The following is a 22,331-nucleotide window of genomic DNA, read 5'->3' as shown; positions in this document are numbered from 1 at the left end:
CCGCGCCGGTCAGGACGAAGACCCGGTCGTTCGGTCCCACGGCAAGCGCCGCGAACTCCTCGCCTCGCGCGACTTTCGGCAGCGGCACCATCCGCGCGACAGAGTTGCGCGACGGGCGTCCACAGGCAAGGATCTTCGGCATGGCCGTCGCCGCCCTTCGCCGTGAGCTCTCGCGCCGGATGTACGTTCGCACCCGCGTCGCGCGCGCCGGCGCCGTCCGCCTCGCCTATCTCGCCTATTCGCGCGCCCTGCTCCGCTGGGAGGACCGCTCCTCGCCGGAGGCGGCCGGGTCGCTGCGGCGGCGGTTGGAGGAGCTATTCGACGAGGACTTCCGCGACGCGGAGGCAGGCTATTACCCGAGATCGCTGATCGACACGATCCCGTGGCGCGAATACGCGCAGGCGGTGCCGCGTCTGCTCGCCGATCTGCCCCGCACCCGGGCCCGCATGGGTCGCGGTGACTTCCGCGAGCTGCCGGAGAACGCTGCTCCCGACCGATATCCCGGGTACTACGCCCGCAACTTCCACTACCAGACCGACGGGTACCTCGGGCACACGAGCGCCGCCCTCTACGACCTGCAAGTAGAGCTGCTCTTCGGCGGCACCGCCGACGCCATGCGCCGGCGGATGGTGCCTCCCGTCGTCCGCGGCGCCCGGGCCCGGAACGCTTCCGCCGCGGACCCGCTGCGCGTCCTCGACGTCGGCTGCGGCACCGGACATCTGCTGGGGATGCTGGGCGCCGCGTTGCCCGACGAGGCGAAGCTCTTCGGCGTCGACCTCTCCCCTCATTACATCGCCCGGGCGCGCGAAGTGCTGCCGCGCGACCTCGACGTCTCGCTGGTCTGCGACAATGCCGAGAAGCTGCCCTTCCTCGACGGTTCGTTCGATGCGGCGACCAGCGCATACCTGTTGCACGAGCTTCCCCCGGAGGTGCGCTCGCGCGTGCTGACGGAAATGGCGCGGGTGGTCCGTCCCGGGGGTTTGGTGGTGGTTGCGGACAGCATCCAGCTCGCCGACGCGCCGGAGCTGGAGCGCGAGATCCTCGCCTTCCCCGCCCGGTTCCACGAGCCGTACTACACGAGCTACGTCAAGGACGACCTGGGCGCGCGCGTCTCGCAGGCCGGCCTGCGCGTCACCAGCTCCCGGCTCGCCTTCCTCACGAAACTCGTGACTGCCGAGAAGACAGCGCCCGGGCCCGCCGCGCCCACGAACGGGCGATGAACGCGATGGCGACCAGCAGCGGGACGATGAAGGCGAGCAGGACCAGCACGCCGACCTTCGCCGCGCGCACCTGATCGGAGTCGGCGGCGCCGAAGCAGATCGGACAGGCGACGAGGAGCGCGATCACAGGTAGCTCACGTTCTTCAGCTTGCGCAGGAACCACAGCCCGTACCAGACCAGCGCCGCCGCCGCAGCGAACCCGAGCACGCCGAGGGTCAGCGCCCCCGAGCTTCCCGTCCTCAGGTAGTCGCCGATCGCCCAGGCGCCGAACCCCAGTGCGCAGAGGGTGGAGACGATCACGAAGAAGACATGGAAGGCCTTGAGCGACACTCAGGTCCCCGGCATCCCGCTGTGGTGTTCGAAGGTGGTGAGGTTGGGCAACGCCAGCAGCAGCGCGAAGAAGAGCGCCGTCAGGATCAGCACTGCGTAGATCACCTTCTTCTCCGAGATCAGGTGCATGAAGACGGCGGCAACCATTCCCGCCTTCACGGCGGCAATGATCAGCGCCACGGTGATGGCGAGCGGCCGCGTCAGGTGCAGATAGCTCACGCCCACCGTCACCGCCGTCAGGCAGAGCAGCGCGACGAACACCACGTAGTACTTCCCCATGTGCCTGCTGACGTCTTCGTGCCCTGCGGCGTCCATGCGCACCTCAGAGAAGGTAGAGAGAGGGGAAGAGGAAGATCCACACCAGGTCGACGAAGTGCCAGTAGAGCCCGGCGTTCTCGACGCGGTTGGTGAAGTGCTCGGGGTCGGTCTGCCACATCCTGCTGCCCGCCGTGAGCAGGAACGTGTTGACGACGATTCCCCCGACGATGTGCAAGCCGTGCAGCCCGGTGAGCAGGAAGTAGACGGCGAAGAAGTTGTCGTGCGAGGGGAAGTGGTCGTGGTGGAACTTGTCGGAGTACTCGAAGTACTTCACCACCAGGAAGACGAGCGCGAGGAAGACGGTCGCGCTCATCCACATCTTGAACCGCGGCAAGCTTCCCATCTTGCAGGAGGCCCAGGCGAGCACCATGGTGATGGAGCTGGTGATCAGCACCGCAGTGTTGAAGGTGCCCAGCGGGACGTTGAGGATCTCGCTGGAGAGCCCGCCCTCCGGTGGCCAGTGCGGCGCTCCGATGCGGATCAGCACGTAGCTGGAGAAGAGCGCGCCGAAGAGCATCACCTCGCTGGCGAGGAAGAGCCAGATGCCGAGCTTCCCGTTCGGGAGCCCCGTCACGGGGTGCGGCTTCACCATGTAGGGGATGACGGTCTCGCTCATCTCAGCCCTCCGCCTGGAACTGGGGCGAGTAGTCCTTGGTCTTCCCCGGCACGCTGTACTCGTACGGCTCGCGGTACACCACCGGCTCGGTGAGGAAGTTGCCGTGTCCCGGAGGCGACGGCGCCGCCCACTCCAGGGTGGTGGAGTGCCAGGGGTTCTCGGCGACGCGTGCGCCCGCCCTCAGGCTCATGACGAAGTTGATGATGAAGGGGAGCTGCGCGATGGCGAGCCCCCACGCGCCCCAGGAAATCAGGACGTTCAGCGCCTGGACGCCGCGCCCGTGCGCATAGACCGTCGGGTCGTAGAGCCTGCGCGACAGCCCGGCCATCCCCTGGAAGAACATCGGCATGAAGACGAGGTTGATGGCGACGAAGCTGAGCCAGAAATGGACCTTGCCGAGCTTGTCGCTCAGTTGCCGGCCGGTCGCCTTCGGGTACCAGTAGTAGACGCCGGCGAAGAGCGCGAAAAGCGTCCCCGGCGCGACCACGTAGTGGAAGTGGCCGATGACGTAGAACGTGTCGTGCAGGTAGATGTCGGCCGCCGTCAGGCCCAACGGCAGGCCGGTGAGACCGCCGATGGCGAACATCGGCAGGAACGCCGTGGCGAACAGCATCGGGGTGGTGAAGCGGATGTTCCCGCCGTAGAGCGACATGATGAAGCAGGTGAGGATGACCACGCTCGGGATGGAGATGATCATCGTGGTGGTCTGGAAGAACGTGGACATGGTGGTTCCCATGCCGGTCATGAACATGTGATGCGCCCAGACCACGAAGCTCATGAACCCGATGAAGATCACCGAGTACACCAGCAGGCGATAGCCCCAGAGCGGCTTGCGCGTGTTGTTGGCGATCACCTCGGCGACGATGCCCATCCCCGGAAGGATCAGGACGTAGACTTCGGGGTGGGCGAGGAACCAGAAGAGGTGCTGCCAGAGCAACGGACTCCCGCCCCCGGCCACCTTGAGCTGCTCGCCGGAGACCACGAGGCCCGAAGGCAAGAAGAAGGAGGTGCCGGCGACGCGGTCCATGATCTGCATGACGGTCGCGGCCTCCAGCGGAGGGAAGGCGAGCAGGAGCAGGAACGCGGTCACCAGCTGCGCATGGACGAAGAACGGCAGCCGCCAGAAGCTGAGGCCCTTCGCGCGCAGCTGTACGATGGTGACGATGAAGTTGATCGAGCCGAGCAGCGAGCTGGTGATGATCAGCACCATCGCCAGGCACCACACCGTCTGTCCGGAGGGGGCGATGTCCGAGAGCGGCGGGTAGCTCGTCCAGCCCGACTGCGCCGCGCCCCCGGGCATGAGGAACGAGCAGAGCATGAGGATGCAGCCGGGGAGGAACACCCAGTAGCTCACCATGTTCAGCCGCGGGAACGCCATGTCCGGGGCGCCGATCTGCAGCGGCACCACGAAGTTGCCGAAGCCGCCGACCGCCAACGGCACGACCCCGAGGAAGACCATGATGGTGCCGTGCATGGCGCCGAGCTGGTTGTAGAACTCCGGCGCCATCACGCCGCCGGGCATCGCCGTCTCGCCGAGCAGCTTGCCGAAGACCGGCAGCGGCTGCCCGGGATACGCGAGCTGCCAGCGCATCAGCATCATCAGGCTGAAGCCAAAGAAGAGGAAGACCAGGGCGGTGACGGCGTACTGGATGCCGATCACCTTGTGGTCGACGGAGAAGATGTACTTGCGCCAGAACGGCAGCTCGTGGTGCCCATGGTCGGTCATTATTTCTTCTCCGGCGCGGCGGCGGCGGGCTCTTCCTGCGGAGGCGGGGCGTTCTCGGCCGCCCACTTGGCGAACTCCTCCGGCGTATCGATCAGCACGTCCGCGCGCATGCGGTAGTGGCCGAGGCCGCAGAGCTGCGCGCAGGCGAGCTCGAAATGTCCGGCCTGCGTCGCCTCGAACCAGATGGGGATCTGCTGTCCGGGGATGGTGTCCTGCTTCACGCGCAGCACCGGGATGTTGAAGCTGTGGATCACGTCCTTGCTGCTGACGGCGACGATCACCGGCCGGTTCACGGGGATGTGCAACTGATTGACGGTGACCAGGTCGTCCTTGCCGGACGGATCCTCGGGATCGACGCCGAGAGGGTTGTCGCCGGAGATCAGCGAGGGATCGCTCTTGCCGAACTTCCCGTCCTTGCCCGGATACTGGAAGTTCCAGGCGAACTGCTCGGCGACGAGCCGGATGTGCAGCGCCTTTGCTGCGTCGGGGACGTTGTTCTTGTAGGCGAGCCAGACCGGCGTGGAGAGTCCGAAGAGCAGCAAGATCTCCACGACCACCACGAAACCCTCGATGTACTTGGTGGCGATGCCCTTCACCGGCGTGTACATCGCCACGTGCCCCGGACGGGCGCGGAAGCGGATCAGGCAGTAGACGAAGAAAACGCCCCAGCCGATGAACAGCAGGGCCATGAACCAGTGCAAGACGGACATCAGCTGGTCGATCTTCGCCCCGTGGACGGAGACGTCGGGCGGGAGCCACCAACCGTAGATTTTCTCGTCCATGCGGCGTCCTCGAAGATCAGCGGGCGAGTTGCGCGACGGCGCCGGCCGCGGAAGGCGCGAGGCGGCCGGAGACCGACACGGTGCACCAGAAGCAGAGGCCCAGAAGCAGCAGGGCCGGAGTCATCGCCCAGAAGATCGCCGCCGGCGGGCGCGGCTGCGGATCCCGGCGCCGGACGTAGAAGAACAACGCTTCAGACGCAAGCACTGCGAGCGCGGCGAATCGGGCGATGGTCCAGATGGCGAGCGTTGCGCTTTCAGGCGATGTGACTTCCATCGGGGATTCGCTCCTGTAGCACGCTCCGGAACGCCGGGGCAATCGGTCGCAGGCTGCGACGCTTCGTCGCAGCCCAATGGTTCAGACGCGCCGATCGAGCAGCAGCGCGCCGAAGAGAAGCGGCAGGTAGATCAGGGAGAGCAGGAAGAGGTTGCGGGCCCAGCGCCGGCCCGCGGCTTGACGCAGGCCCGCCACCGCGTAGCCGAGGAAAACCCCGCCGAGCAGCAGCGCGCTGGCGAGATACGCCCCGCGCGCGATCCCGATCGGAACGAAGAGCAGCGACACCGCGACCAGCGCCACCGTGTAGCGGACGATGTTCGCCCGCGCCTCCCGCTCGCCGCCGGGCTCGTTCGGCTGCACCACCAACCCCGCCCGTGCGTACTCCTCCTTGCGGAAGAGCGTGATGGCGAGGAAGTGCGGCACCTGCCAGAGGAACATGACGGCGAAGAGGAGGACCCCGGGAAGATCGAGGCGCTCGGTCGCCGCCGTCCAGCCGATCAAAGGCGGGATGGCGCCGGGGAGCGCGCCGATCAAGAGCGCCGTCGCCGTCTGGCGCTTCATCGGCGTGTAGAGGAGCACGTAGCTGACCAGCGCGATGGAGGCGAGCAAACCCGGCAGCGCGCCGACCGCGAACGTGAGCAGCGGAACCGAGACGGCGGCGAGCACGATGCCGAACTTCAGCGCGACGTCCGGCTCCATCCGGTGCGCCGGCAGCGGCCGGTTCATGGTGCGCGCCATGAGAGCGTCGCTGTCGCGCTCGAGGTACATGTTGAGCACGTTGGCGGCGGCGACGATCAGCACGGTGCCGACGAGCGTCAGCGCGACGGTCAGCGGCCTCAGCCCGTGCGGCGCCAGCCAGAGCCCGATGGCGGTGGTGAAGACGACCAGCGCGGTGATCCGCGGCTTGGCCAGCGCCACCAAATCCGAGGCGGCCGCCGTCATGCCGCGACTCCGAGTGCCAGGGGCACGGGAACGGGCTCGCGCGTCATCGCCAGCAGCGCGACGTAGTCGGCGAGGAGCAGCGCGGCGACGAGCAGATGCGCGGTGACCGGCACCAGGTCCTTGAAGGTGAGAATGGTGAGGATCCCGAGACCGATCTGGACGAGGACCAACGCCGGGGCGATCCACGCCAGCGCCCGGATCCCGCCGCGCGAGGAGCGGGCGAGGCGCAGCGAGGACCAACAGACGAGGCCGAGCACCACGAGCGCGAACGCCCGGTGGGCCATGTGCAGATGGACCATCGGGTGCACATCCGCGGGCCAGAGCGCGCCGCGGCAGAAGGGGAGATCGACGCAGACCAGCCCGGCGCCGGTGTGCCGCACGGTCGCGCCGAGCAGGATCTGTACGTAGACGGCGACCGCGGTGAGCCAGAGCGGCCCGCGCGACACAGCGACCTGCGCCTGGGGGACCGCGAGCACGACGGCGAGGGAGAGGAACAACATGCTCGTCGCGAGGTGCATGACGAGCACCAGCGTGGGCAGGCGGTAGAGGACGGTGAGGCCGCCGAGAAGGCCCTGGAAGAGGACGACCATCAGCGCGGCCGTCGCGAGCTTGCCGTCGCTCTGGCGCGCCCGGGAGACGGCCCAGGCGAAACCAGCGTATCCAAGAGCGACCAGGGCGACGGCCGCGATCGGCAAGTGATCGGTGACGTGCTTCACACGACCCGCCCAAAAGGAGGCGCCGAGGATCAAGGTCGAGAAACCGGCCAGAGCCAAAGCGAGTGCGCCCTGAAAGGCGCGCCGCAGGGTCACCACGACCAGCGCCACCGTGCAGAGCCCGACGGTCGTGGCAATCAGACGGTGCGTGTGCTCGACGGCCACGTTGCCCACCATCCTCGGCATCGCGCTTCCGAAGCAGGTCGGCCAGTCGGGACAGGCGAGCCCGGAATCGGTGTTGGTGACCACGCCGCCGGCGACGATGAGGACGACGGTGAGGAAGGCTGCGGCTGCGGCGAGACGGCGGATCACTGCCGAACGGCTCCTGAAAAAGCGAAGGGGGAGACCGCTTTTAGCCGGTCCCCCCGCATCGGGCAACGGACGAATGCTTCAGGCTTGGAAAGGGGCTATGCCCCTCCCTTTTCCGTACCGTCGTACTTGAAGCTCACCTTTGCGGGCTTGCCGGCCTCGACGGTCACCTCCTGAGTCTTGGTGCCGTACTTCTCGTGCCAGGCCTCGACCGTGTACTTGCCGGGCGGCACGTTGTCGATCTTGAACGACCCGTCGCCCTTGGTCACCGCCTGCAGGCCGCTCTTCGAGACGCCGATGTACCCGCGCATCCAGGGGTGCACGTCGCACTTCCACTTCATCATGCCCTCGTCCTTCGCCACGTACTCGATGGGCGCGGCCTTGTCGTTGGGCATCCCCTTGTTGAAGAGCGTGGCGGAGCCCAGGTAGGTGTGGACGTTGTGGAGGACGGGGTCGCCGTTCTTCGCCTGGATCTTCTGACCCACGACCGCGGTGGTCATGCGCGGCTCGTACATGCAGTCCTTCTGGTCCATCTCCACCGTGTCGGCCGGCGGCTTCGCGGTCTCCTTGGCGCCCTTGGTGACGTGCACCCAGACGTTCTCGAGCTTGCCGTTCTTCACCAGGACGGCGGGGTCGGTCATCGTCTTCTTCGCGCAGTACGGGTCGGCCTCACGGTGCAGCTTGCCTGGCGTCGGGGCCTTGCCGCCGAAGTCCACGGCGCCTTCGATGGACTCCGCCATCGCGGCGGCGGGAAGGAACAGGGCAGCGGCGGCGGCAAGCAGTCTCGAACGGGTCATGTCCTCTCCATTCCGCAGGAAATTTTGGCGCGTCGGCACGTAGCAAACGCGGTCCCGGTGGTCAAGGCTTGGACGGGCGGCAATCGCGATTTGTTCAGCCGCGGGTCGACACCGCCGCCGTCTTGGTGGGCTGCGCGCTCTTCGCCTCCAGATGCATCAGGTAGTCGCGCAGGGCGTCGATCTGCGCCTTCGAGTCGCCGTTGAACAGCTTGCTCGGCGAGACGGGGTGCGCCTCGTCGCTGAAGTCCCAGAAGCTGGGCATCCGCGTCCCGTCCATCAGCGCCTGCGGGTTCTTGAGCCAGACGGGGATCCAGTCCGGCCGCAGCCGCTCCTTGGCAAGCAGGAAGTTGGGTGCGGCGCTGGCCGGATCCTGGTTGGGCCGCAGCTGCCCGACCACGTGGCAGTTCACGCACTGCAATTCCTTGAAGAGCGCCTCGGTCTGGCGGAGCCGCTCTCCTTCCGGCTGGGGCGCCTCGGCCGTGAGGTAGGGGAAGCTCTTGTTCGAGGCCGCCGCGAAGTAATGCACGACGTCGGTCGCATCCGCGTCGGTGAAGTGGAAGGTCGGCATCCGCACCGTCAGCCAGGGCCGCAGCGGGATCGGATCCTTGATGAACCCGAACAGCCAGTGCGGCTGCACTTTCCAACCCTCGCCGGTCAGGATCGGCGGAGCGAAGCTCTGGTTGTCTTCGTTGAACTGGTCACGGATCTTCCCGCCGCGCTTCTCGACGATGTGGCAGTTGCGGCAGCCGTTCCAGAAGACCAGGCGCTCGCCCTTGTAGACCGCCGCCTGCACTTCGTTGATGCCCGTGCGGTACTCCGGCGGAGGCGTCTCTCCCGTCTGGCCCTTGAGGAAGGTGAGGATGGCGAGCGCCTCGTCGTCGGTGAAGTCGAACTGCGGCATCCGCGTCTCGACGCGCTCGTAGGCGAAGACGCGGGGGACATGCAGCTTCTCCCAGACCCAGTTGGCGTAGGTCTGGTGATGCTTGGGGTCCTCGGTGAAGTACTGCACGTCGCCGAAGTCGAGCAGCTCCACGCCCTTTCTGCCGTGCTCGGTCAGCTCGGTGCCGATCTTCTGCGCGTTCTCGAACCCCTTGATGTTGTGGCAACCGAAGCAGCCGTACTTGGCGATCAGCTCCTTCCCCTGCGCCGCCAGCGTCTGCTGCTGGCGCGCGGACGCCTTCTGCTCGGGATACTTCTGGTCGCTCTTCAGCGTCAGCAGATACGCGGTGACGTTCGCCGCCTCCGCGTCGCTGAGCCGGAGGTCCGGCATCTTCGTCTCCGGCCACATCGCCTTGGGGTTCTTCACCCAGGAGTAGATCCACTCGGGCTTCGCCTTGTCGGCGACGTTCCACAGGTTCGGCGCGTAGTCGCGCTCCTCGCTGGCCTCGCTGCGGCGCGCGGTCGCGTCCTTCTCCGTGACATGGCAGCCCCGGCAGCCGACGCTGTCGAACGTCTCCTTGCCCTTGGCGGCGTCGCCGCGCGGCGCGGTCTGGGCGAGCAGCGGCGCCTTGTCGCTGTTCACCCACAGGTACGCGACGATGGCGGAGACCTCCTGCTCGCGCAGCTTGCGATGCTGCGCCATCACTTCGTCTGGCTTCTGCGATTCGTGGTGCGGAACGGACTGCGCGTCGACGGCGCCGGGCCAGAAGTTCGGCATCCGCGTCGCCGGCCGCCACCCCTTCGGATACGAGACCCAGGTGTGGAGCCAGCCCTGGGTGGTCTTGCTGGCGATGTTGGTCAGCGTCGGTCCGCGCTTCGCCAGATCGTTGTACCCCTCGACCGGATGGCAACCCCAGCACCCCACGTCAGTGAAGAGCTTCTTGCCTTTCGACAGCAGCGGCGCGTGCGAGAGGGTCAGCTCCTGCGCGTGGCACTTGTTGCACTTCGACTGCATGAACGCGCCCCTGTACTTCTTGCCCATCACCGTCACTTCGTCGGTGAGCGGATCGTTCCAGTCGTGGTCGTCCTCGCCATGGCGGAAGGCGCGGTGCCGCACGCCCTTGGTCTGCGCGCCCTGCCCGCCATGACAGGTCGTGCACCCGAACGTCTCCGGATTGTGCGCCTTGGTGAGCAGCTCAAAGCGGTGCGGGTGCGTGCGAAAGACCGGCTTCACGTCGAAGGGATTGGTCTTCGCCGCCTCCTCGAATGCGGCAAGCGACTCCTTGTCGGTACACGCCTGCGCGACGCGCTCCTCGATGGGCTTCTCCTCGCCCTTCTCCGCGTCCAGCGCCGGGTTGCTCGACATCCCTTTCCATTGCGGCTTCTGCTCCGCGAGCACCGCGCCTTTCGCGTCCTTCAGCACGGCCTTCGTCTTCGCGAACCAGCGCGCGTTCGGACCGCAGTACGCCTCGGCGAGCTCCACCCACTTCTCCCAGGTGACGCGGGGCCGGCACTCGGTGGCCTGCGCCGGATCCATCGGCGATGGCTCGGCGGGCGGCTGGTATCCGCCGATGGGAATGGCCTCGGGCGCTGGCGGCACGTCCTCGCAGAGCGCGTCGTGGATCTTCTGGTAGGCGTCGACCACCTCCGGATCGACGGCGAACTGCGCCTTCATGTCGGCCGCCGCCAGGTTCGCCTTCTTCGCCTCCAGCACTTCCCAGGGCGCAGAGAACCCACCCTTGTTGATCCCGACGTGGCAGTTCTGGCAGCGGTCGACGGTCTCCGACCCCCAGGAGTTCCTGAGATTCGAGATCCAGTACTGCTCCATCTGCGGAAGCTTGCCGATCCCGCTGAACGCTTCCAGCCGCTTGTCGATGTCGCGGATCGGTTTCTCGATCGCGTCGATCTTTGCCTGTGCCGCGTCCCGCCGCTGGATGAATGCCAGCCGCTTCTGCGTCGCTGCCTTGTGGGCGGCGATCGCCTGGTCGTAGATGCGGGTCTTCTCGTCGATCTTGCGCTGCCAGTCGTCGAACTGCTTCTGCAGCTTCGCCTCGTCTGCCTCTTCGTTTTCGTGCCGCGCCTCGCGCAGCTTGTAGTAGACAGCGTCCTGCTCGGACTTGTCGAAGCCGAGGTAGAGTTTCGCCTCCGCCTCCTTCACGCGACCGTCGTCCTCCCCCTTGACCGCTGCCTCGTACTCGCGGCGCTGCTCGGCATTCCCGCTGATGGCGTCGGTGGCTGCTTTCAGGTCGGCGCGCGCCGCGTCGAGCTGCTGCTTCGTCTCCGCCGACTCCAGCCGCTTCTGCGCCTGCTCCCGGTCCGCCTTGAGATGCGACTCCTCCAGCTTGAAGAATTCGCGCTGGTAGTTCTTCCACGGTCTCCGCGGGACCACCTCGTCGTAGACGGCCCAGATGCTGCTCAAGGCGAGGAGCACGGCGAGGCCGACGAAGGGCCACTTCAGGCTCTGCAGCTCGAGAGGCTTTCGCGGCATCGCTACACCTCAGCCACGCCCGGAGTGAGGCGCATCCGTTGGGGGTTCGAAGGGGGAGCGAGTTCCCCCTTCGTGGAGGCGCCGCAGGCGCCGGATCGAAGAGCGGTCACGGAATGGTGGCGCGCGATCACAGCAGAGCGATTCATCAAATGTTCAGGATGTTCGGGATGACGAGGATGTATTTGATGTTGAGGCTCAGGCGCAGAGCCATCTTCACCAGGACGCCGGCCATGATCATGAAGAGCGTGGCGACGATCCCGTACCGCATCATCCCCAGCTGGCGCATGAACGGCGTGCCCTTCTTCCATTGCCAGACGGCGCCGGGGATACCGACCAGCCATCCCAGCACGCAGATGGCGCCGAAGAGCATCGCTCCCATCTCGGTGCGGATGCCCAGCTTGTAGGGCAGATCGATGTTGGTCAGCGGCACCACCTTGTGCGGGTCCCAGTAGTCCCAGGGCATGAAGAGGTTCCAGCCGGGACCGCGGAAGAAGACGCCGATGGTGATCATCCCCACCCACATTCCGAGGAACCCGACGAGGAAGGTGGCGATGGCGAACTTGCGCTCGCTCCAGGTGTAGTAGCCGTTCCCCTTCGGGTTGATGTCGACGTACGGGATGATCATCAGCCCGACGATGATCAGCGACGGCAAGAGCACGCCGGCGATCCAGGGGTCGAAGTAGACGAGCATTTCCTGCAGGCCGAGGAAGTACCAGGGCGCCTTGGACGGGTTCGGCGTCTTGGTCGGATTCGCCGGCTCCTCCATCGGGGCGTCGACGGTGATGCTCCACACCATCAGCACCAGGAGAAGGACGCAGCCGGCGATGAACTCGGCGCGGACCAGGTACGGCCAGGTGTGGACCTTGTCGGGCAGATCGGCGGCGGGAAGCGCGGCGCGCGCCCGTCCGGCCTGGACCTTCACTTCTTCCTGATCCTGGATGGTCCCGGGCTGGATGTTCTCGGCCATTCGCGTGGGCCCTTTCTAGAGCGGACCGCTGATCCCGCCGTCTTTGCGGATGCGCCAGAAGTGGAGGATCATCAGGATCGAGGCGATGACGGGGATGAAGATGCAGTGCAGGACGTAGAAGCGAAGCAACGTCGGCGCTCCCACCACCGTCCCCGCCGTGAGCAGCGCGCGAGCGTCGTAGCGCGGCGTCATTCCCAGCTGCGGGCCGAACGGACCTTCGTTGCCGAGCAGGGGCGTGGCCCGCGCCATGTTCGTGCCGACCGTCACCGCCCAGATTGCCAGCTGATCCCAGGGGAGCAGGTAGCCGGTGAACGAGAGCAGGAGCGTGAGGGTGAGCAGGTTGACGCCGACGACCCAGTTGAACTCCCGGGGAGGCTTGTAACTGCCGGTCATGAAGACCCGGAACATGTGCAGCCAGATGAAGATGACCATGCCGTGCGCCGCCCAGCGGTGCATGTTGCGCATGATCATTCCGAAGGGAACGTCGAAGTCGAGGTACTTGATGTCCCAGTACGCGTACTCGCCGGTGGGCCGGTAGTAGAACATCAGCACCACGCCGGTCACCACCGTGCAGAGATAGAGAAGGAAGGTGAGCCCGCCGGCGCACCAGGTATGGCGGTAGCGGATCCCGTGCCGCCGCATCTTCGAGGGATGCAGATGCAGCCAGACGTTGGCGCTGACCTGCAGCACGCGGTTGCGCGGGGTGTCCGCGTAGCCGTGGCGGAAGATCGATCGCCAGACGTAGTTGTTGGTGACGATCTCGCCGAGCGATGTCCTGCGCTTCTCGGGTTCGGGCACGTTCAGGCTCCGCTGTACTTGACGAACGCGTTCGGGTCGTCCCACTGGCCCAGCTCGTACCGATAGCGAAACGCCTTGTCGACGACGAGCTGGCCGTCGTCGCCGAGCGTGATCTTCACCCGCTCGAGCGGCCGCGGCGTCGGGCCTTCGAAGTTCACGCCGTCCTTCGTGTACCCCGATCCGTGGCAGGGGCACTTGAACTTGTTCTCGGGTCCGAGCCAGCGGGGCGTGCAACCGAGGTGCGTGCAGATGCCGAGCAGCGCGTAGATCGTGTTCGGCAGCCGCACGACCCAGACGCGCTGCGACTTCATCCACTTCTCGGAGACGTCGCCGACCGTGTACTCGGTGGGGTAGCCGGCCTTGAAGCTGGTGGGCGGCTCGAAGAGAACGCGAGGGAAGAGCAGACGCAGGATGGCGCCGCCGGCGGCGGCGAAGCAGGTGAGGATGGCGCCCCATCCCGCGAGCGAGAGGAGATCGCGCCTCGACCAGATGAAATTTCCGCTCTCTGCTTCGGAGATGCCTGGATTCCCGCCCGGCATTCATCTCCCTCTGTTGCAAGCCGCTGAGAAGAGAGGACACTTCCTGACACGAACGATCGCGAGCGGTCAAGGAGTCGAGGCGCACGTGCGACAGGTTGCCGCACGTTGACCAACCCCTGCCGCCCCGAAAGCTGCGGCTCTGCGGCTGCGTTTTGAGGCTGTGCAGATCATGAGATGCGCTATAGTCGCGCGCCATGGGCCCGCTCTTGAACTTCTGGGCGATCGTCTCCGTCCCCGACAACATCCCCATCGTCTTCATGCTGCTGCTCGTGGGGTACTTCACGTACCTGAGCTTCGACGAGGCGCGGAAGAACGATCGTCTGATCCGGGAAGGACGGAAGGACCAGATCCTGCGCCGCATGCAGGAGTGAGCTCGTCAAGTTTCCGGCGCGACTGAATTTTGTGCGACAGCGCACACGCGCCCGCATTTCTCCAGCTTCGATCACCCTCCACACCACGCCCTCAGCGGCGCCCCGGCAGCCTCACTTGAGACCCGCGGGTGTCATTGACGCACCGTGCGAGCCCTTGCCAGCATGGCCGCAGTTCCACAGTGAGGGTGAAAATGCTGACCAACCTAATCCGGTCCTGGGCGCTCTTCGTCGGGCTGGCGCTCCTTGCGCCCTCGACGGCGTTTGCAGCACGCCTGAGGCCGCCACCCGTCGTCGGCCCGGATGGCGTCATCTATGCCTGCCTCGACAGACAGGGCAACCCGCGGGTGGTCGCCTCTGGCGAATCATGCCGCTCGGGTGAGACGTCCCTGTACTGGAACGAGGCAGGCCCCGCTGGCCCGCAGGGTCCGGCAGGCAGCCCTGGCGACGCAGGTCCGATGGGCCCGGCGGGTGCGGTAGGCCTGATGGGTCCGGCTGGCCCCGCGGGTGCGCCTGGCGCCACCGGTCCGCAAGGCCCTGCTGGTCCCGCCGGCGCTGCCGGTCCGCAGGGCCCGGCAGGCGTCGCTGGCGCCGTAGGCCCGCAGGGTCCCGCTGGCGCCACCGGCGCGGCCGGCCCGCAGGGTCCCGCTGGCGCCACTGGCGCGTCCGGCCCGCAAGGTCCGATCGGCGTCGAGGGCCCGGCCGGCCCGATGGGTCATGACGGTCCTCCCGGCCCCGCGGGTCCCGCTGGTCCGCAGGGTGCGCAGGGTCCCGCTGGCCCGCAGGGCCCGCAGGGCGCCACCGGTCCGCAGGGTCCTGAGGGCCCGCAAGGTCCGGCTGGCGCCACGGGCGCCACGGGCGCGACGGGCGCGACGGGGGCGACGGGTCCCACGGGTCCGCAGGGTCCCGAAGGCCCCGCGGGTCCTGCCAGCGTGCCCAACATCACCTCGGTGAACTCGGCGACCTGGAACAGCACGCCGGACAACACCTGGCGCCCGGTCCCGGGTCTCACGCTCCCGCTGACAACTGCCAACGCGGGCCCGGCGGCGATCGCCTGGACGCTGTCGGTGCCGCCCAACGGCGCCATCGTCACGCGGCTGCTGATCGATGGAAAGGTCATGCAGGGATCGCAGCAGGTGGTGGGCAACACGGTCTACGCGAGCACCTCGGGCACGTTCTACACGATGCTCGCGGCCGGCGAGCACATCATCGTGCTGCAGTACCGGACGCCGATGTCGTTCTCGTACGACCCGACCGCTGACTGGCAGGCCTCGCACCTGCAGGTCATGTCGTTCGACCAGTAGTCCGGGTCCCGTTCTTCCACTCCCCGGCGGGCGGCCGTTGCGGCCCGCCGGGGTTTTTATTTTTTTTAAATTTTTCGCTGCGCGAAGGCCTGCGGCATGTGCTTGCGGACCAGCCGGCCCAGCTCGTCGCCGTCCAAGAGATCGATGGGGTTCCCTTTCGCCGCGTCGCGCGCGTCGGAGGTGAACGTCCCCAGCGTCACCAGCACGCCCTTGCCGACGAACTCCGCGCGCGCCGTGTCGATCATGTTGCGCACCTCGTCCGCGTCGGTGGGCACCCCCGGCTGACCGAGCAGCCCATGGACGTACAGCCGTCCGCCGCGGATCGGCGTCGGATCGTTGGCGAACAGATCGACCGTGCCCGAGCCCCGCTCGCTCCGCTCCGGATGGAACCCCATCTCGGTGAACAGGGTCAGCAGCAGCCGCTGGAAGCCCTCGATGCCGAACCCGCGCACCCACGCCATCGCGCCGTGGCCTTCGCGCGCCAGGTTCTCCGGCGCCGCCGGCGAGACGGGCTGCCCGCGGCCGATGAGGAGGATGAGGAGAAATCCCACCGCCGTAGCGACGACCGCGACGATGAGGATCCCCATGCGCTTCCGTCTGCTCCTGCCGCTGCCCGCGAGTCAAGCTGTCCTTGACAGGGCTGGGCGCCAACGGTACAAGCCCCGTCCCTCGCCGCCGGACTGCGGGCCTGTAGCTCAGCTGGGAGAGCGCTAGAATCGCACTCTAGAGGTCACCGGTTCGATCCCGGTCAGGTCCATTCCAGTACATGCAGCCTGAAGAGAAGCTCAAAGCGGAAACGGCGCGTCGCCGGACGTTTGCAATCATCTCCCATCCGGACGCCGGGAAGACGACGCTCACCGAGAAGCTGCTCCTCCACGGCGGCGCCATCCACCTCGCCGGAGCGGTGAAGGCGCGCGGCGCCCAGAGGCATGTCACCTCCGACTGGATGGAGCTGGAGCGGCAGCGCGGGATCTCGGTGACGAGCTCGGTGCTGCAGTTCGAGCACCGCGGCTTCCGCATCAACCTGCTCGACACGCCGGGCCACCAGGACTTCTCCGAAGACACCTACCGGACGCTCGCTGCCGCCGATGCCGCGGTGATGCTGATCGACAGCGCCAAGGGAGTCGAGGCCCAGACCCGCAAGCTCTTCCAGGTCTGCCGCCGGCGCGGAATCCCGATCTTCACGTTCGTGAACAAGCTCGACCGGCTCGGCCGCGAGCCGTTCGACAACCTCCACGAGGTAGAGGAGGTGCTGGGCATCCGGACCTGCCCCATCACCTGGCCGCTCGGGCAGGGCCAGGACTTCAAGGGCGTGGCGGAGCTCTTCGATCCGACCTGGCAGCGCCAGGTCGTCGGCGGGGATGTGCCCGGGAAGGTCCGCGAGGAGATCGAGCTCCTGGAGGCCGCGGGCGATCCCTTCGATCACGCCAAGGTGCTGCGTGGCGAGCTGTCGCCGGCCTTCTTCGGGTCGGCGATGACCGAGGTCGGGGTGGACGAGTTCCTCGACGCGTTCGTGCGCCTGGCTCCCGCACCCGGCCCGCGGATTCGCGTCGACGGCGCGGCGGTCGATCCCATGGAGCCGCGCTTCTCCGGATTCGTCTTCAAGATCCAGGCGAACATGGACCCCGCGCACCGGGACCGGCTCGCGTTCTTGCGGGTGTGCTCCGGCCGGTTCTACCGCGGCATGGATGCGCGCCTCCCCCGCGAGGAGAAGCCGGTCCGCCTCTCGATGCCGCACCAGCTCTTCGGCGCGGACCGGCAGGTGATCGAGGAGGCCTGGCCCGGCGACGTGATCGGGCTGTTCGATACCGGAACGCTGCGCATCGGCGACACGCTCTCCGAAGGTCCGGCCTTCGAGTACGCGGAGCTGCCGCGCTTCTCTCCAGAGATCTTCGCCCGTGTGCGGGCAAAGGACGCGCTCAAGCGCAAGCAGTTCGAGAAGGGCCTCGAGCAGCTCTCGCAGGAAGGGGCCATCCAGATCTTCCACGCCCGCGGCGGAGGCATGCGCGACCCGATCGTCGGCGCCGTCGGCGCGCTGCAGCTCGAGGTCCTGCAATATCGCCTTTTGCACGAATACGGGGCGGATCTGATGATGGAGAGGCTGCCGTACCAGGTGGCGCGCTGGGTGAGCGGGCCGGGCTTCGACGCGGCGCGGTTCGAGGCGGAGGTCGACGCGCTTTGCGTCGAGGATCGCGACCAGAACCCCATCGCACTGTTCAAGAGCGAATGGAATCTGAGCTACGCGACGGGTCGGCATCCCTCCTGGACGTGGGCGCCGACCGCGCCGGTCGCTCCGCTGTCGAAACGTAAATAGGTCCGCTGCTGCACGGGGTTCCGCAATGGCCACCACTCCCTACCTTCTCCGACGTGAAGTCGCAGAACCTCGCCATCGTCTTCGCCGGCCTCTGCGGATACGCGGAGCGGCTCGGCGCGCTCACCTGGGAAGAATCCCAAAGGATGCTGCGGTTGCACGCCGCGCTGGTGGATCCCGCCTTCCGCCGATTCGGGGGGCGCCGCGTCAAGCAGATCGGCGGCACGTTCCTGGTCGCCTTCGACTCGCCCACCAAGGCGGTGCTCTGTGCGGCGGCGCTGATGGAGCGGGTGCGCCGCTTCGATGCATCGGTCCCGCCCGAGCGCCAGCTCCAGGCGAGGGTCGCCGTCCACCTCGGCGAGGTGCGGATGACCGGCGGCGACGTCTTTGGTGAGCCGGTGAACATTGCTTCCCGCATCGAGGCGGTGGCCGGCCCCGGCGAGGTGCTGATCGGCGAGTCGGCCTGGCTGTCGATGAACCGGGCGGAGATCAAGGCGGAGGACGCCGGAGAGCGGTGGCTGAAGGGCGTGCCCGAGGCGATCCGCGTCTTCCGGCTGGTCACAGCGCTCTCCCCGCTGCCGGAGCTCGGCCCTCTGCCCTCGCCGGACGGAACGGAGGCCCGGGGCGAAGTCTCCCGCCATCTGCGGGCGGCCGCGCAGGCCGCGGCGCGGCAGGCGGAAGAGGCGCTGCCGACGCTGCCCGACAAGCTGCGCGTGTTCATCGGCGCGGGCCTGGCGGCGATGATGGCGGTGGCAACGGCGTTCTTCGCGCTGGCACGGCTCGGAGCGCTACCGTGAAGCGGGCGGAGAAGAACCTCGTCCTGCTGCTCTCGGACATGAAGGGCTTCACCGAGCGCACCAGCCGGCAGACGCGCGAGGAGAACGCGCGGATGCTCGCGCTCCACGACGCCTTGCTGCTGCCGGTGGTCCGCGGATACCACGGGCACAAGGTGAAGGGTCTGGGGGACGCGCTCGTCGCCGCCTTCCTCTCTCCCACCGACGCGGTCCTCTGCGCCATGGCGATGCAGGATCGCCTCGCTGCCTGGAACGCCCGCGCCCTGCCCGGCGACCGGATCGAGATCCGCATCGCGCTCAGCCAGGGCGAGGTCCGGCGCTCGCGCGGCGACGTGCACGGGGAGGCCATGCAGCTCGCGCTGGAGGCGGAAGCGCGGGCGGAAGCCGGCGAAGTCGTCCTCACCGATGCCGTGTACCTGTCGATGAACAAGACGGAAGCGGCGACGGAGGTGGTCGGGGAGGTCCCGCTCCACGGCGGCGGCAGGATCCGGCTCCGCCGCGCGATGCGCGGCACCGACCCGATCGCTCCGTACGGAGGGCGCGCGCTGGCGCGCCTGCGCAGGCTTCCCGATCCGGCCCGCGCCGTTCGCCTGCGGATGGCGGCGGAGTCCCTACTCGACTTCGCCCGCAAGCGCGCGGTCTGGACTGCTGCGGGCCTGCTGCTGGTGGCGGCTGCCGCCGGCGAGCACGTTTCCGGCGCCGCGGAGAACGATCCGCTGGCGCGCGCGGCCGCGCTGCTGGAGTCGCGCGAGCCGATGGCGGCGCTCGCGGAGCTCGACCGGCTGGCCGATTCGCCGCGCGCGAACGATCCGGAAGTGCAGATCGTGCGCGGGAAGGCGGAGCACGCCTTGGGTCAGCTCGGCCCGGCCTTCGCCGATTTCGCGGCCGCCGCCAAGCGCGATCCGCGTTCCCTCGACGCTGGCGCGATCGCGGCGCTCGCCGACCTCCTCGACTCGGAAGCGTTTCCTCCGGTCTGGCGCCCGCCGCTGTTGAAGCTCCTCGGGGAACAGATGGGCCGCGCCGCCGCGCCCGCTCTGCGAGAGCTGCTTTCCTCGGAGCGGGCGAGGTCTCGCGACGATGCGCTGCACGTCCTCGAGGTGAGCGGCGCAGCCACCGACGAGGATCGCCTCACCGTGGCCCGCGCCGACCTGCTCGATCCGCACGCCAGTTGCGCGGCGAGGAGAACGGCGGTGCGCCGGCTGGCGCTCGTCACCGGCGGGGAAGCCGGAGCCCTTCTTGCGGGCGCCGCGGAGGCGCGCGCGTGCGGGTCCGCCGAAGCGCGCGATGCGCTCCGGCGACGCCAGAACGCCAAGGTCGCCGAAGTCCGCTGACCGGTGGCCAAGGGCCTTTTCCACAACTCCTTTGTCTGGTACACGCGCGCGCGAACCGGGAGGTAAGTGGATGCTCAAAGGTGCGATCGCCGGCTTCGGGTTCATCTCCGGGAAGGGCCATCATCCGGCGTATCGGCAGCGGTCCGACGTCGAGATCGTCGCCATCGCCGACGTCTGCCCGGCGCGCCTGGAGGCGGCGCGCGCCGCCGCTCCGCAAGCGCGTCTCTATCCGGACTTCCGCGCCCTGCTCGCCAGGGAGACGCAGCTCGACTTCATCGACGTGGCTACTCCGCCGCATGCGCACGCGGAGATCGCGCTTCTGGCGCTGGAGCGCGGCGTGCACGTGCTCTGCGAGAAGCCGCTCACCGCCAGCATGGCCGAGGCGCGGTCGCTGGTCGACGCCGCCCGCGCGCACCGGCGGGTGGTGTTTCCCGCGCACAACTACAAGCACGCGCCGGTGGTGAAGTTCGCCCAGCAGGTCGTCCAGTCGGGCCGCATCGGCACCGTGCGCGCAGTCACGCTGAACACCTTCCGCACCACGCACGCCAAGGGCGTCCCCGAATGGAAGACGGACTGGCGGCGCGACCGCAAGCTCGCAGGCGGCGGCATCGCCATGGACCACGGATCGCACAGCTTCTACCTGACCTTCGCGTGGCTCGGTTCGCTCCCCACCCACGTCACCGCCAAGACGCTGACACTCGACCGGCAGTGGGACACCGAGGACAACCTCAACGCTGTCCTCACCTTCCCCAACGGATTCGCGCACACCTTTCTCACCTGGACTGCGGGCGTCCGGAAGGTGGTCTATTCGCTGCAGGGCTCGGACGGGGCGCTGGTGATCGACGACGACGACTGGGAGCTCACGACGGGCAAGGGGGGCGCAAAGCCCGCGGTGGAGAAGGGCATGATCGAGAGCGACTGGATGGACGCCTCGCACACCCGCTGGTTCAACTCGATGTTCGACCAGTTCAAGACGGCGATGCGCGGGGGAGACTTCGTCAACCGCGAGCTGCGCGAGGCCGTGGCCTGCATCCAGATCATCGAGACCTGCTACCGGTCGAGCGCGGAGGGCAGCCGCGAGCTGCCGCTCTCCGTCGACGTGACCTCGCTATGAGCGACAAGGGGCTGGTGGTGATCACCGGCGCCAGCTCGGGCTTCGGCGCGGCCACCGCGCTGCGCTTCGCTGCCCTCGGGCATCCTCTCCATCTCGGCGCGCGCCGGGTGGAGCGGCTGCGGGAAGTGGCCCGGAAATGCCGCGAGTGCGGCGCGCCCAGCGCCGAGGCGCGGCCGCTCGACGTGCGCTCGAAGGAGAGCATCGACGTCTTCTGCGCGGCGGCGGAGACGCCGGAGATCCTGCTCAACAACGCGGGCCTCGCCCTCGGCCGCGATCCGGTCGAGAAGGTCACGGAGGAGGATCTGCTCGGGATGGTGGAGACCAACGTGATCGGCCTCGTGCGAGTCACGCGCGCCTTCCTCCCGCGCATGATCGCCGCCCGCAGGGGGCACATCATCAACCTCGGATCGTATGCCGCGCGCGGCGTGTACGAAGGCGGCGCGGTCTACGCCGCCAGCAAGCATTCGGTGCGGGTGATCTCGGAGACGCTGCGCCTGGAGCTGAGCGGGACCAACATCCGGGTCACCGAGATCGATCCCGGCCTGGCCGAGACGGAGTTCTCCAACGTGAGGCTCGGCGACGACCAGAAAGCGAAGGCCGTGTACCAGGGAATGACCCCGCTCAGCGCGGACGACGTCGCCGACGCCATCGTCTGGGCCGCGACGCGCCCGGCGCACGTCAACATCTCCGAGCTGGTGCTGACGCCGACCGCGCAGGCCTCCTTGACCAAGGTCCACCGCTCATGACGGTCTTCGAGGAGCTGAACGGCGTCGACTCCGAGTGCCGCAGCTACCTCGTCGTGGATTCGGGCGAGGCGATGATCGTCGATCCGGTGCTCGAGCGCGCCGACGATTATCTCCGCCGGCTCGGCGCTCTCCGGCTCCGCCTCGCCTACGCTGCCGACACGCACACGCACGCCGACCATCTCTCGGCATCGAAGGAGCTTTCCCGGAAGACGGGAGCGAAGACGGCCGGCGCGCCGGCGGCCGCCGTGCGGGTGCCGCTCGGCGAAGGCAGCGTGCTCCGCGTCGGAAATCTCGCCGTCGCCGTCTGGGCTTCGCCCGGGCATACCGCCGACTCGCTGGTATTCCTCTTGCCGGGACGGGTGCTCTCCGCGGACACCCTTCTCATCGGCGCGACCGGCCGCACCGATCTGCCGACGGGCGAAGCCGAGCAGGAGTGGGCCTCGGTCCAGCGGCTGCTCACGCTGCCCGACGCCACCGAGATCTGGCCCGGCCACGATTACAACCGGCGGGCCTCGTCCTCCATCGGCGAGGAGCGGCGCACCAACGGGCGCATCCTCATGGGCCGCGAGAAGTTCGTCGCCGCGATGCGCGAGCCGCGCCCGTCGAAGCCTGCGCGGATGGCCGAGGCGCTGGCGTACAACAGCGCCCCACTCTCCTGACTGCGC

General features: G+C 67.9%; 22 protein-coding genes and 1 tRNA gene. 9 read left to right on the top strand and 14 right to left on the bottom strand.

All coding sequences use genetic code 11. The features are described from left to right. The first annotated feature begins 140 nt into the window (after positions 1–140). Positions 141–1,220: a methyltransferase domain-containing protein gene (locus E6J58_19925; GenBank protein TMB33868.1), complete on the top strand. Its 1,080-nt coding sequence runs from the start codon at positions 141–143 to the stop codon at positions 1,218–1,220. 123 nt (positions 1,221–1,343) lie between these two features. Here the strand turns inward: E6J58_19925 and E6J58_19920 are convergent, their stop codons facing one another. The 13 genes from E6J58_19920 to E6J58_19860 all read right to left on the bottom strand — a co-directional run bounded on the left by E6J58_19920 (position 1,344) and on the right by E6J58_19860 (position 13,698). Beyond that, positions 1,344–1,550 carry a hypothetical protein gene (locus E6J58_19920; protein TMB33867.1) on the bottom strand — a complete coding sequence of 69 codons (207 nt, stop codon included), beginning with the start codon at positions 1,548–1,550 and terminating at the stop codon, positions 1,344–1,346. Next, positions 1,551–1,871 (bottom strand): hypothetical protein, encoded by a 321-nt coding sequence (locus E6J58_19915; GenBank protein ID TMB33866.1) that lies wholly within the window; start codon positions 1,869–1,871, stop codon positions 1,551–1,553. A gap of 1 nt (position 1,872) precedes the next feature. After that, complete coding sequence (locus E6J58_19910) at positions 1,873–2,484, bottom strand: heme-copper oxidase subunit III (GenBank protein ID TMB33865.1); 612 nt, start codon at positions 2,482–2,484, stop codon at positions 1,873–1,875. Position 2,485: 1 nt separating this feature from the next. Then, on the bottom strand, positions 2,486–4,210 hold the full coding sequence (locus E6J58_19905; GenBank protein TMB33864.1) for a cytochrome C oxidase subunit I: 1,725 nt from the start codon (positions 4,208–4,210) through the stop codon (positions 2,486–2,488). Further along, the gene (locus E6J58_19900; GenBank protein TMB33863.1) at positions 4,210–4,992 is read right to left on the bottom strand and encodes a cytochrome c oxidase subunit II; all 783 of its coding nucleotides are present in this window, start codon (positions 4,990–4,992) and stop codon (positions 4,210–4,212) included. The genes E6J58_19905 and E6J58_19900 overlap by 1 nt, the downstream gene beginning before the upstream one ends. Positions 4,993–5,008: 16 nt before the next feature. Beyond that, positions 5,009–5,266 (bottom strand): hypothetical protein, encoded by a 258-nt coding sequence (locus tag E6J58_19895; GenBank protein TMB33862.1) that lies wholly within the window; start codon positions 5,264–5,266, stop codon positions 5,009–5,011. A gap of 81 nt (positions 5,267–5,347) precedes the next feature. Next, complete coding sequence (cyoE, locus tag E6J58_19890; GenBank protein TMB33861.1) at positions 5,348–6,208, bottom strand: protoheme IX farnesyltransferase; 861 nt, start codon at positions 6,206–6,208, stop codon at positions 5,348–5,350. After that, positions 6,205–7,233, bottom strand: a complete 1,029-nt coding sequence (locus E6J58_19885; GenBank protein TMB33860.1) for a hypothetical protein — start codon at positions 7,231–7,233, stop codon at positions 6,205–6,207. Before E6J58_19885 ends, cyoE begins: the two co-directional genes overlap by 4 nt. A 95-nt stretch (positions 7,234–7,328) precedes the next feature. Next, positions 7,329–8,027, bottom strand: a complete 699-nt coding sequence (locus E6J58_19880; GenBank protein TMB33859.1) for a TonB-dependent receptor — start codon at positions 8,025–8,027, stop codon at positions 7,329–7,331. A 94-nt stretch (positions 8,028–8,121) separates the two neighbouring features. Further along, positions 8,122–11,394, bottom strand: a complete 3,273-nt coding sequence (locus E6J58_19875; GenBank protein TMB33858.1) for a c-type cytochrome — start codon at positions 11,392–11,394, stop codon at positions 8,122–8,124. A gap of 145 nt (positions 11,395–11,539) precedes the next feature. After that, positions 11,540–12,361: a cytochrome C gene (locus tag E6J58_19870; protein TMB33857.1), complete on the bottom strand. Its 822-nt coding sequence runs from the start codon at positions 12,359–12,361 to the stop codon at positions 11,540–11,542. 15 nt (positions 12,362–12,376) lie between these two features. Beyond that, positions 12,377–13,165 (bottom strand): DUF4405 domain-containing protein, encoded by a 789-nt coding sequence (locus E6J58_19865; protein TMB33872.1) that lies wholly within the window; start codon positions 13,163–13,165, stop codon positions 12,377–12,379. After that, positions 13,162–13,698 (bottom strand): Rieske 2Fe-2S domain-containing protein, encoded by a 537-nt coding sequence (locus E6J58_19860; protein TMB33856.1) that lies wholly within the window; start codon positions 13,696–13,698, stop codon positions 13,162–13,164. The genes E6J58_19865 and E6J58_19860 overlap by 4 nt, the downstream gene beginning before the upstream one ends. A gap of 562 nt (positions 13,699–14,260) precedes the next feature. Between E6J58_19860 and E6J58_19855 the strand changes: the two genes are divergently transcribed. After that, positions 14,261–15,370, top strand: coding sequence for a hypothetical protein (locus E6J58_19855; protein TMB33855.1), 1,110 nt, complete (start codon positions 14,261–14,263; stop codon positions 15,368–15,370). A gap of 65 nt (positions 15,371–15,435) precedes the next feature. On the opposite strand, the gene E6J58_19850 is transcribed toward E6J58_19855, so the two are convergent. Next, positions 15,436–15,957, bottom strand: a complete 522-nt coding sequence (locus tag E6J58_19850) for a restriction endonuclease (GenBank protein TMB33854.1) — start codon at positions 15,955–15,957, stop codon at positions 15,436–15,438. A gap of 97 nt (positions 15,958–16,054) precedes the next feature. On the opposite strand from E6J58_19850, the gene E6J58_19845 reads away from it, so the two are divergent. The 7 genes from E6J58_19845 (at position 16,055) to E6J58_19815 (ending at position 22,325) form a co-directional block, all read left to right on the top strand. Beyond that, positions 16,055–16,127, top strand: a tRNA-Ala gene (locus tag E6J58_19845). Positions 16,128–16,136: 9 nt separating this feature from the next. Beyond that, on the top strand, positions 16,137–17,684 hold the full coding sequence (locus tag E6J58_19840) for a GTP-binding protein (GenBank protein ID TMB33853.1): 1,548 nt from the start codon (positions 16,137–16,139) through the stop codon (positions 17,682–17,684). Then, positions 17,681–18,478 carry an adenylate/guanylate cyclase domain-containing protein gene (locus E6J58_19835; GenBank protein TMB33852.1) on the top strand — a complete coding sequence of 266 codons (798 nt, stop codon included), beginning with the start codon at positions 17,681–17,683 and terminating at the stop codon, positions 18,476–18,478. The genes E6J58_19840 and E6J58_19835 overlap by 4 nt, the downstream gene beginning before the upstream one ends. Beyond that, positions 18,475–19,806, top strand: coding sequence for an adenylate/guanylate cyclase domain-containing protein (locus E6J58_19830; GenBank protein TMB33851.1), 1,332 nt, complete (start codon positions 18,475–18,477; stop codon positions 19,804–19,806). Before E6J58_19835 ends, E6J58_19830 begins: the two co-directional genes overlap by 4 nt. Next, the gene (locus E6J58_19825) at positions 19,760–20,920 is read left to right on the top strand and encodes a Gfo/Idh/MocA family oxidoreductase (protein TMB33850.1); all 1,161 of its coding nucleotides are present in this window, start codon (positions 19,760–19,762) and stop codon (positions 20,918–20,920) included. Before E6J58_19830 ends, E6J58_19825 begins: the two co-directional genes overlap by 47 nt. Beyond that, positions 20,917–21,666, top strand: a complete 750-nt coding sequence (locus tag E6J58_19820) for an SDR family NAD(P)-dependent oxidoreductase (GenBank protein TMB33849.1) — start codon at positions 20,917–20,919, stop codon at positions 21,664–21,666. The genes E6J58_19825 and E6J58_19820 overlap by 4 nt, the downstream gene beginning before the upstream one ends. Then, complete coding sequence (locus E6J58_19815) at positions 21,663–22,325, top strand: MBL fold metallo-hydrolase (protein ID TMB33848.1); 663 nt, start codon at positions 21,663–21,665, stop codon at positions 22,323–22,325. The genes E6J58_19820 and E6J58_19815 overlap by 4 nt, the downstream gene beginning before the upstream one ends. The last annotated feature ends 6 nt before the right edge of the window (positions 22,326–22,331 follow it).

The sequence above is a fragment of the Deltaproteobacteria bacterium genome (genome assembly GCA_005879535.1).
Taxonomy (GTDB): domain Bacteria; phylum Myxococcota; class Myxococcia; order Myxococcales; family 40CM-4-68-19; genus 40CM-4-68-19.
The sequence above is the reverse complement of the archived record's forward strand: the minus strand, read 5'-3'. Positions and strand labels throughout refer to the sequence as shown.

Excerpts from the sequence above, each read along its gene's own strand:
- E6J58_19900 (TMB33863.1), bottom strand. The coding sequence starts at position 4,992 with ATGGACGAGAAAATCTACGGTTGGTGGCTCCCGCCCGACGTCTCCGTC.
- cyoE (TMB33861.1), bottom strand. The coding sequence starts at position 6,208 with ATGACGGCGGCCGCCTCGGATTTGGTGGCGCTGGCCAAGCCGCGGATC.
- E6J58_19855 (TMB33855.1), top strand. The coding sequence starts at position 14,261 with ATGCTGACCAACCTAATCCGGTCCTGGGCGCTCTTCGTCGGGCTGGCG.
- E6J58_19910 (TMB33865.1), bottom strand. The coding sequence starts at position 2,484 with ATGAGCGAGACCGTCATCCCCTACATGGTGAAGCCGCACCCCGTGACG.
- E6J58_19825 (TMB33850.1), top strand. The coding sequence starts at position 19,760 with ATGCGCTCCGGCGACGCCAGAACGCCAAGGTCGCCGAAGTCCGCTGAC.
- E6J58_19895 (TMB33862.1), bottom strand. The coding sequence starts at position 5,266 with ATGGAAGTCACATCGCCTGAAAGCGCAACGCTCGCCATCTGGACCATC.
- E6J58_19870 (TMB33857.1), bottom strand. The coding sequence starts at position 12,361 with ATGGCCGAGAACATCCAGCCCGGGACCATCCAGGATCAGGAAGAAGTG.
- E6J58_19820 (TMB33849.1), top strand. The coding sequence starts at position 20,917 with ATGAGCGACAAGGGGCTGGTGGTGATCACCGGCGCCAGCTCGGGCTTC.
- E6J58_19875 (TMB33858.1), bottom strand. The coding sequence starts at position 11,394 with ATGCCGCGAAAGCCTCTCGAGCTGCAGAGCCTGAAGTGGCCCTTCGTC.
- E6J58_19880 (TMB33859.1), bottom strand. The coding sequence starts at position 8,027 with ATGACCCGTTCGAGACTGCTTGCCGCCGCCGCTGCCCTGTTCCTTCCC.
- E6J58_19815 (TMB33848.1), top strand. The coding sequence starts at position 21,663 with ATGACGGTCTTCGAGGAGCTGAACGGCGTCGACTCCGAGTGCCGCAGC.
- E6J58_19905 (TMB33864.1), bottom strand. The coding sequence starts at position 4,210 with ATGACCGACCATGGGCACCACGAGCTGCCGTTCTGGCGCAAGTACATC.
- E6J58_19840 (TMB33853.1), top strand. The coding sequence starts at position 16,137 with ATGCAGCCTGAAGAGAAGCTCAAAGCGGAAACGGCGCGTCGCCGGACG.
- E6J58_19925 (TMB33868.1), top strand. The coding sequence starts at position 141 with ATGGCCGTCGCCGCCCTTCGCCGTGAGCTCTCGCGCCGGATGTACGTT.
- E6J58_19850 (TMB33854.1), bottom strand. The coding sequence starts at position 15,957 with ATGGGGATCCTCATCGTCGCGGTCGTCGCTACGGCGGTGGGATTTCTC.
- E6J58_19860 (TMB33856.1), bottom strand. The coding sequence starts at position 13,698 with ATGCCGGGCGGGAATCCAGGCATCTCCGAAGCAGAGAGCGGAAATTTC.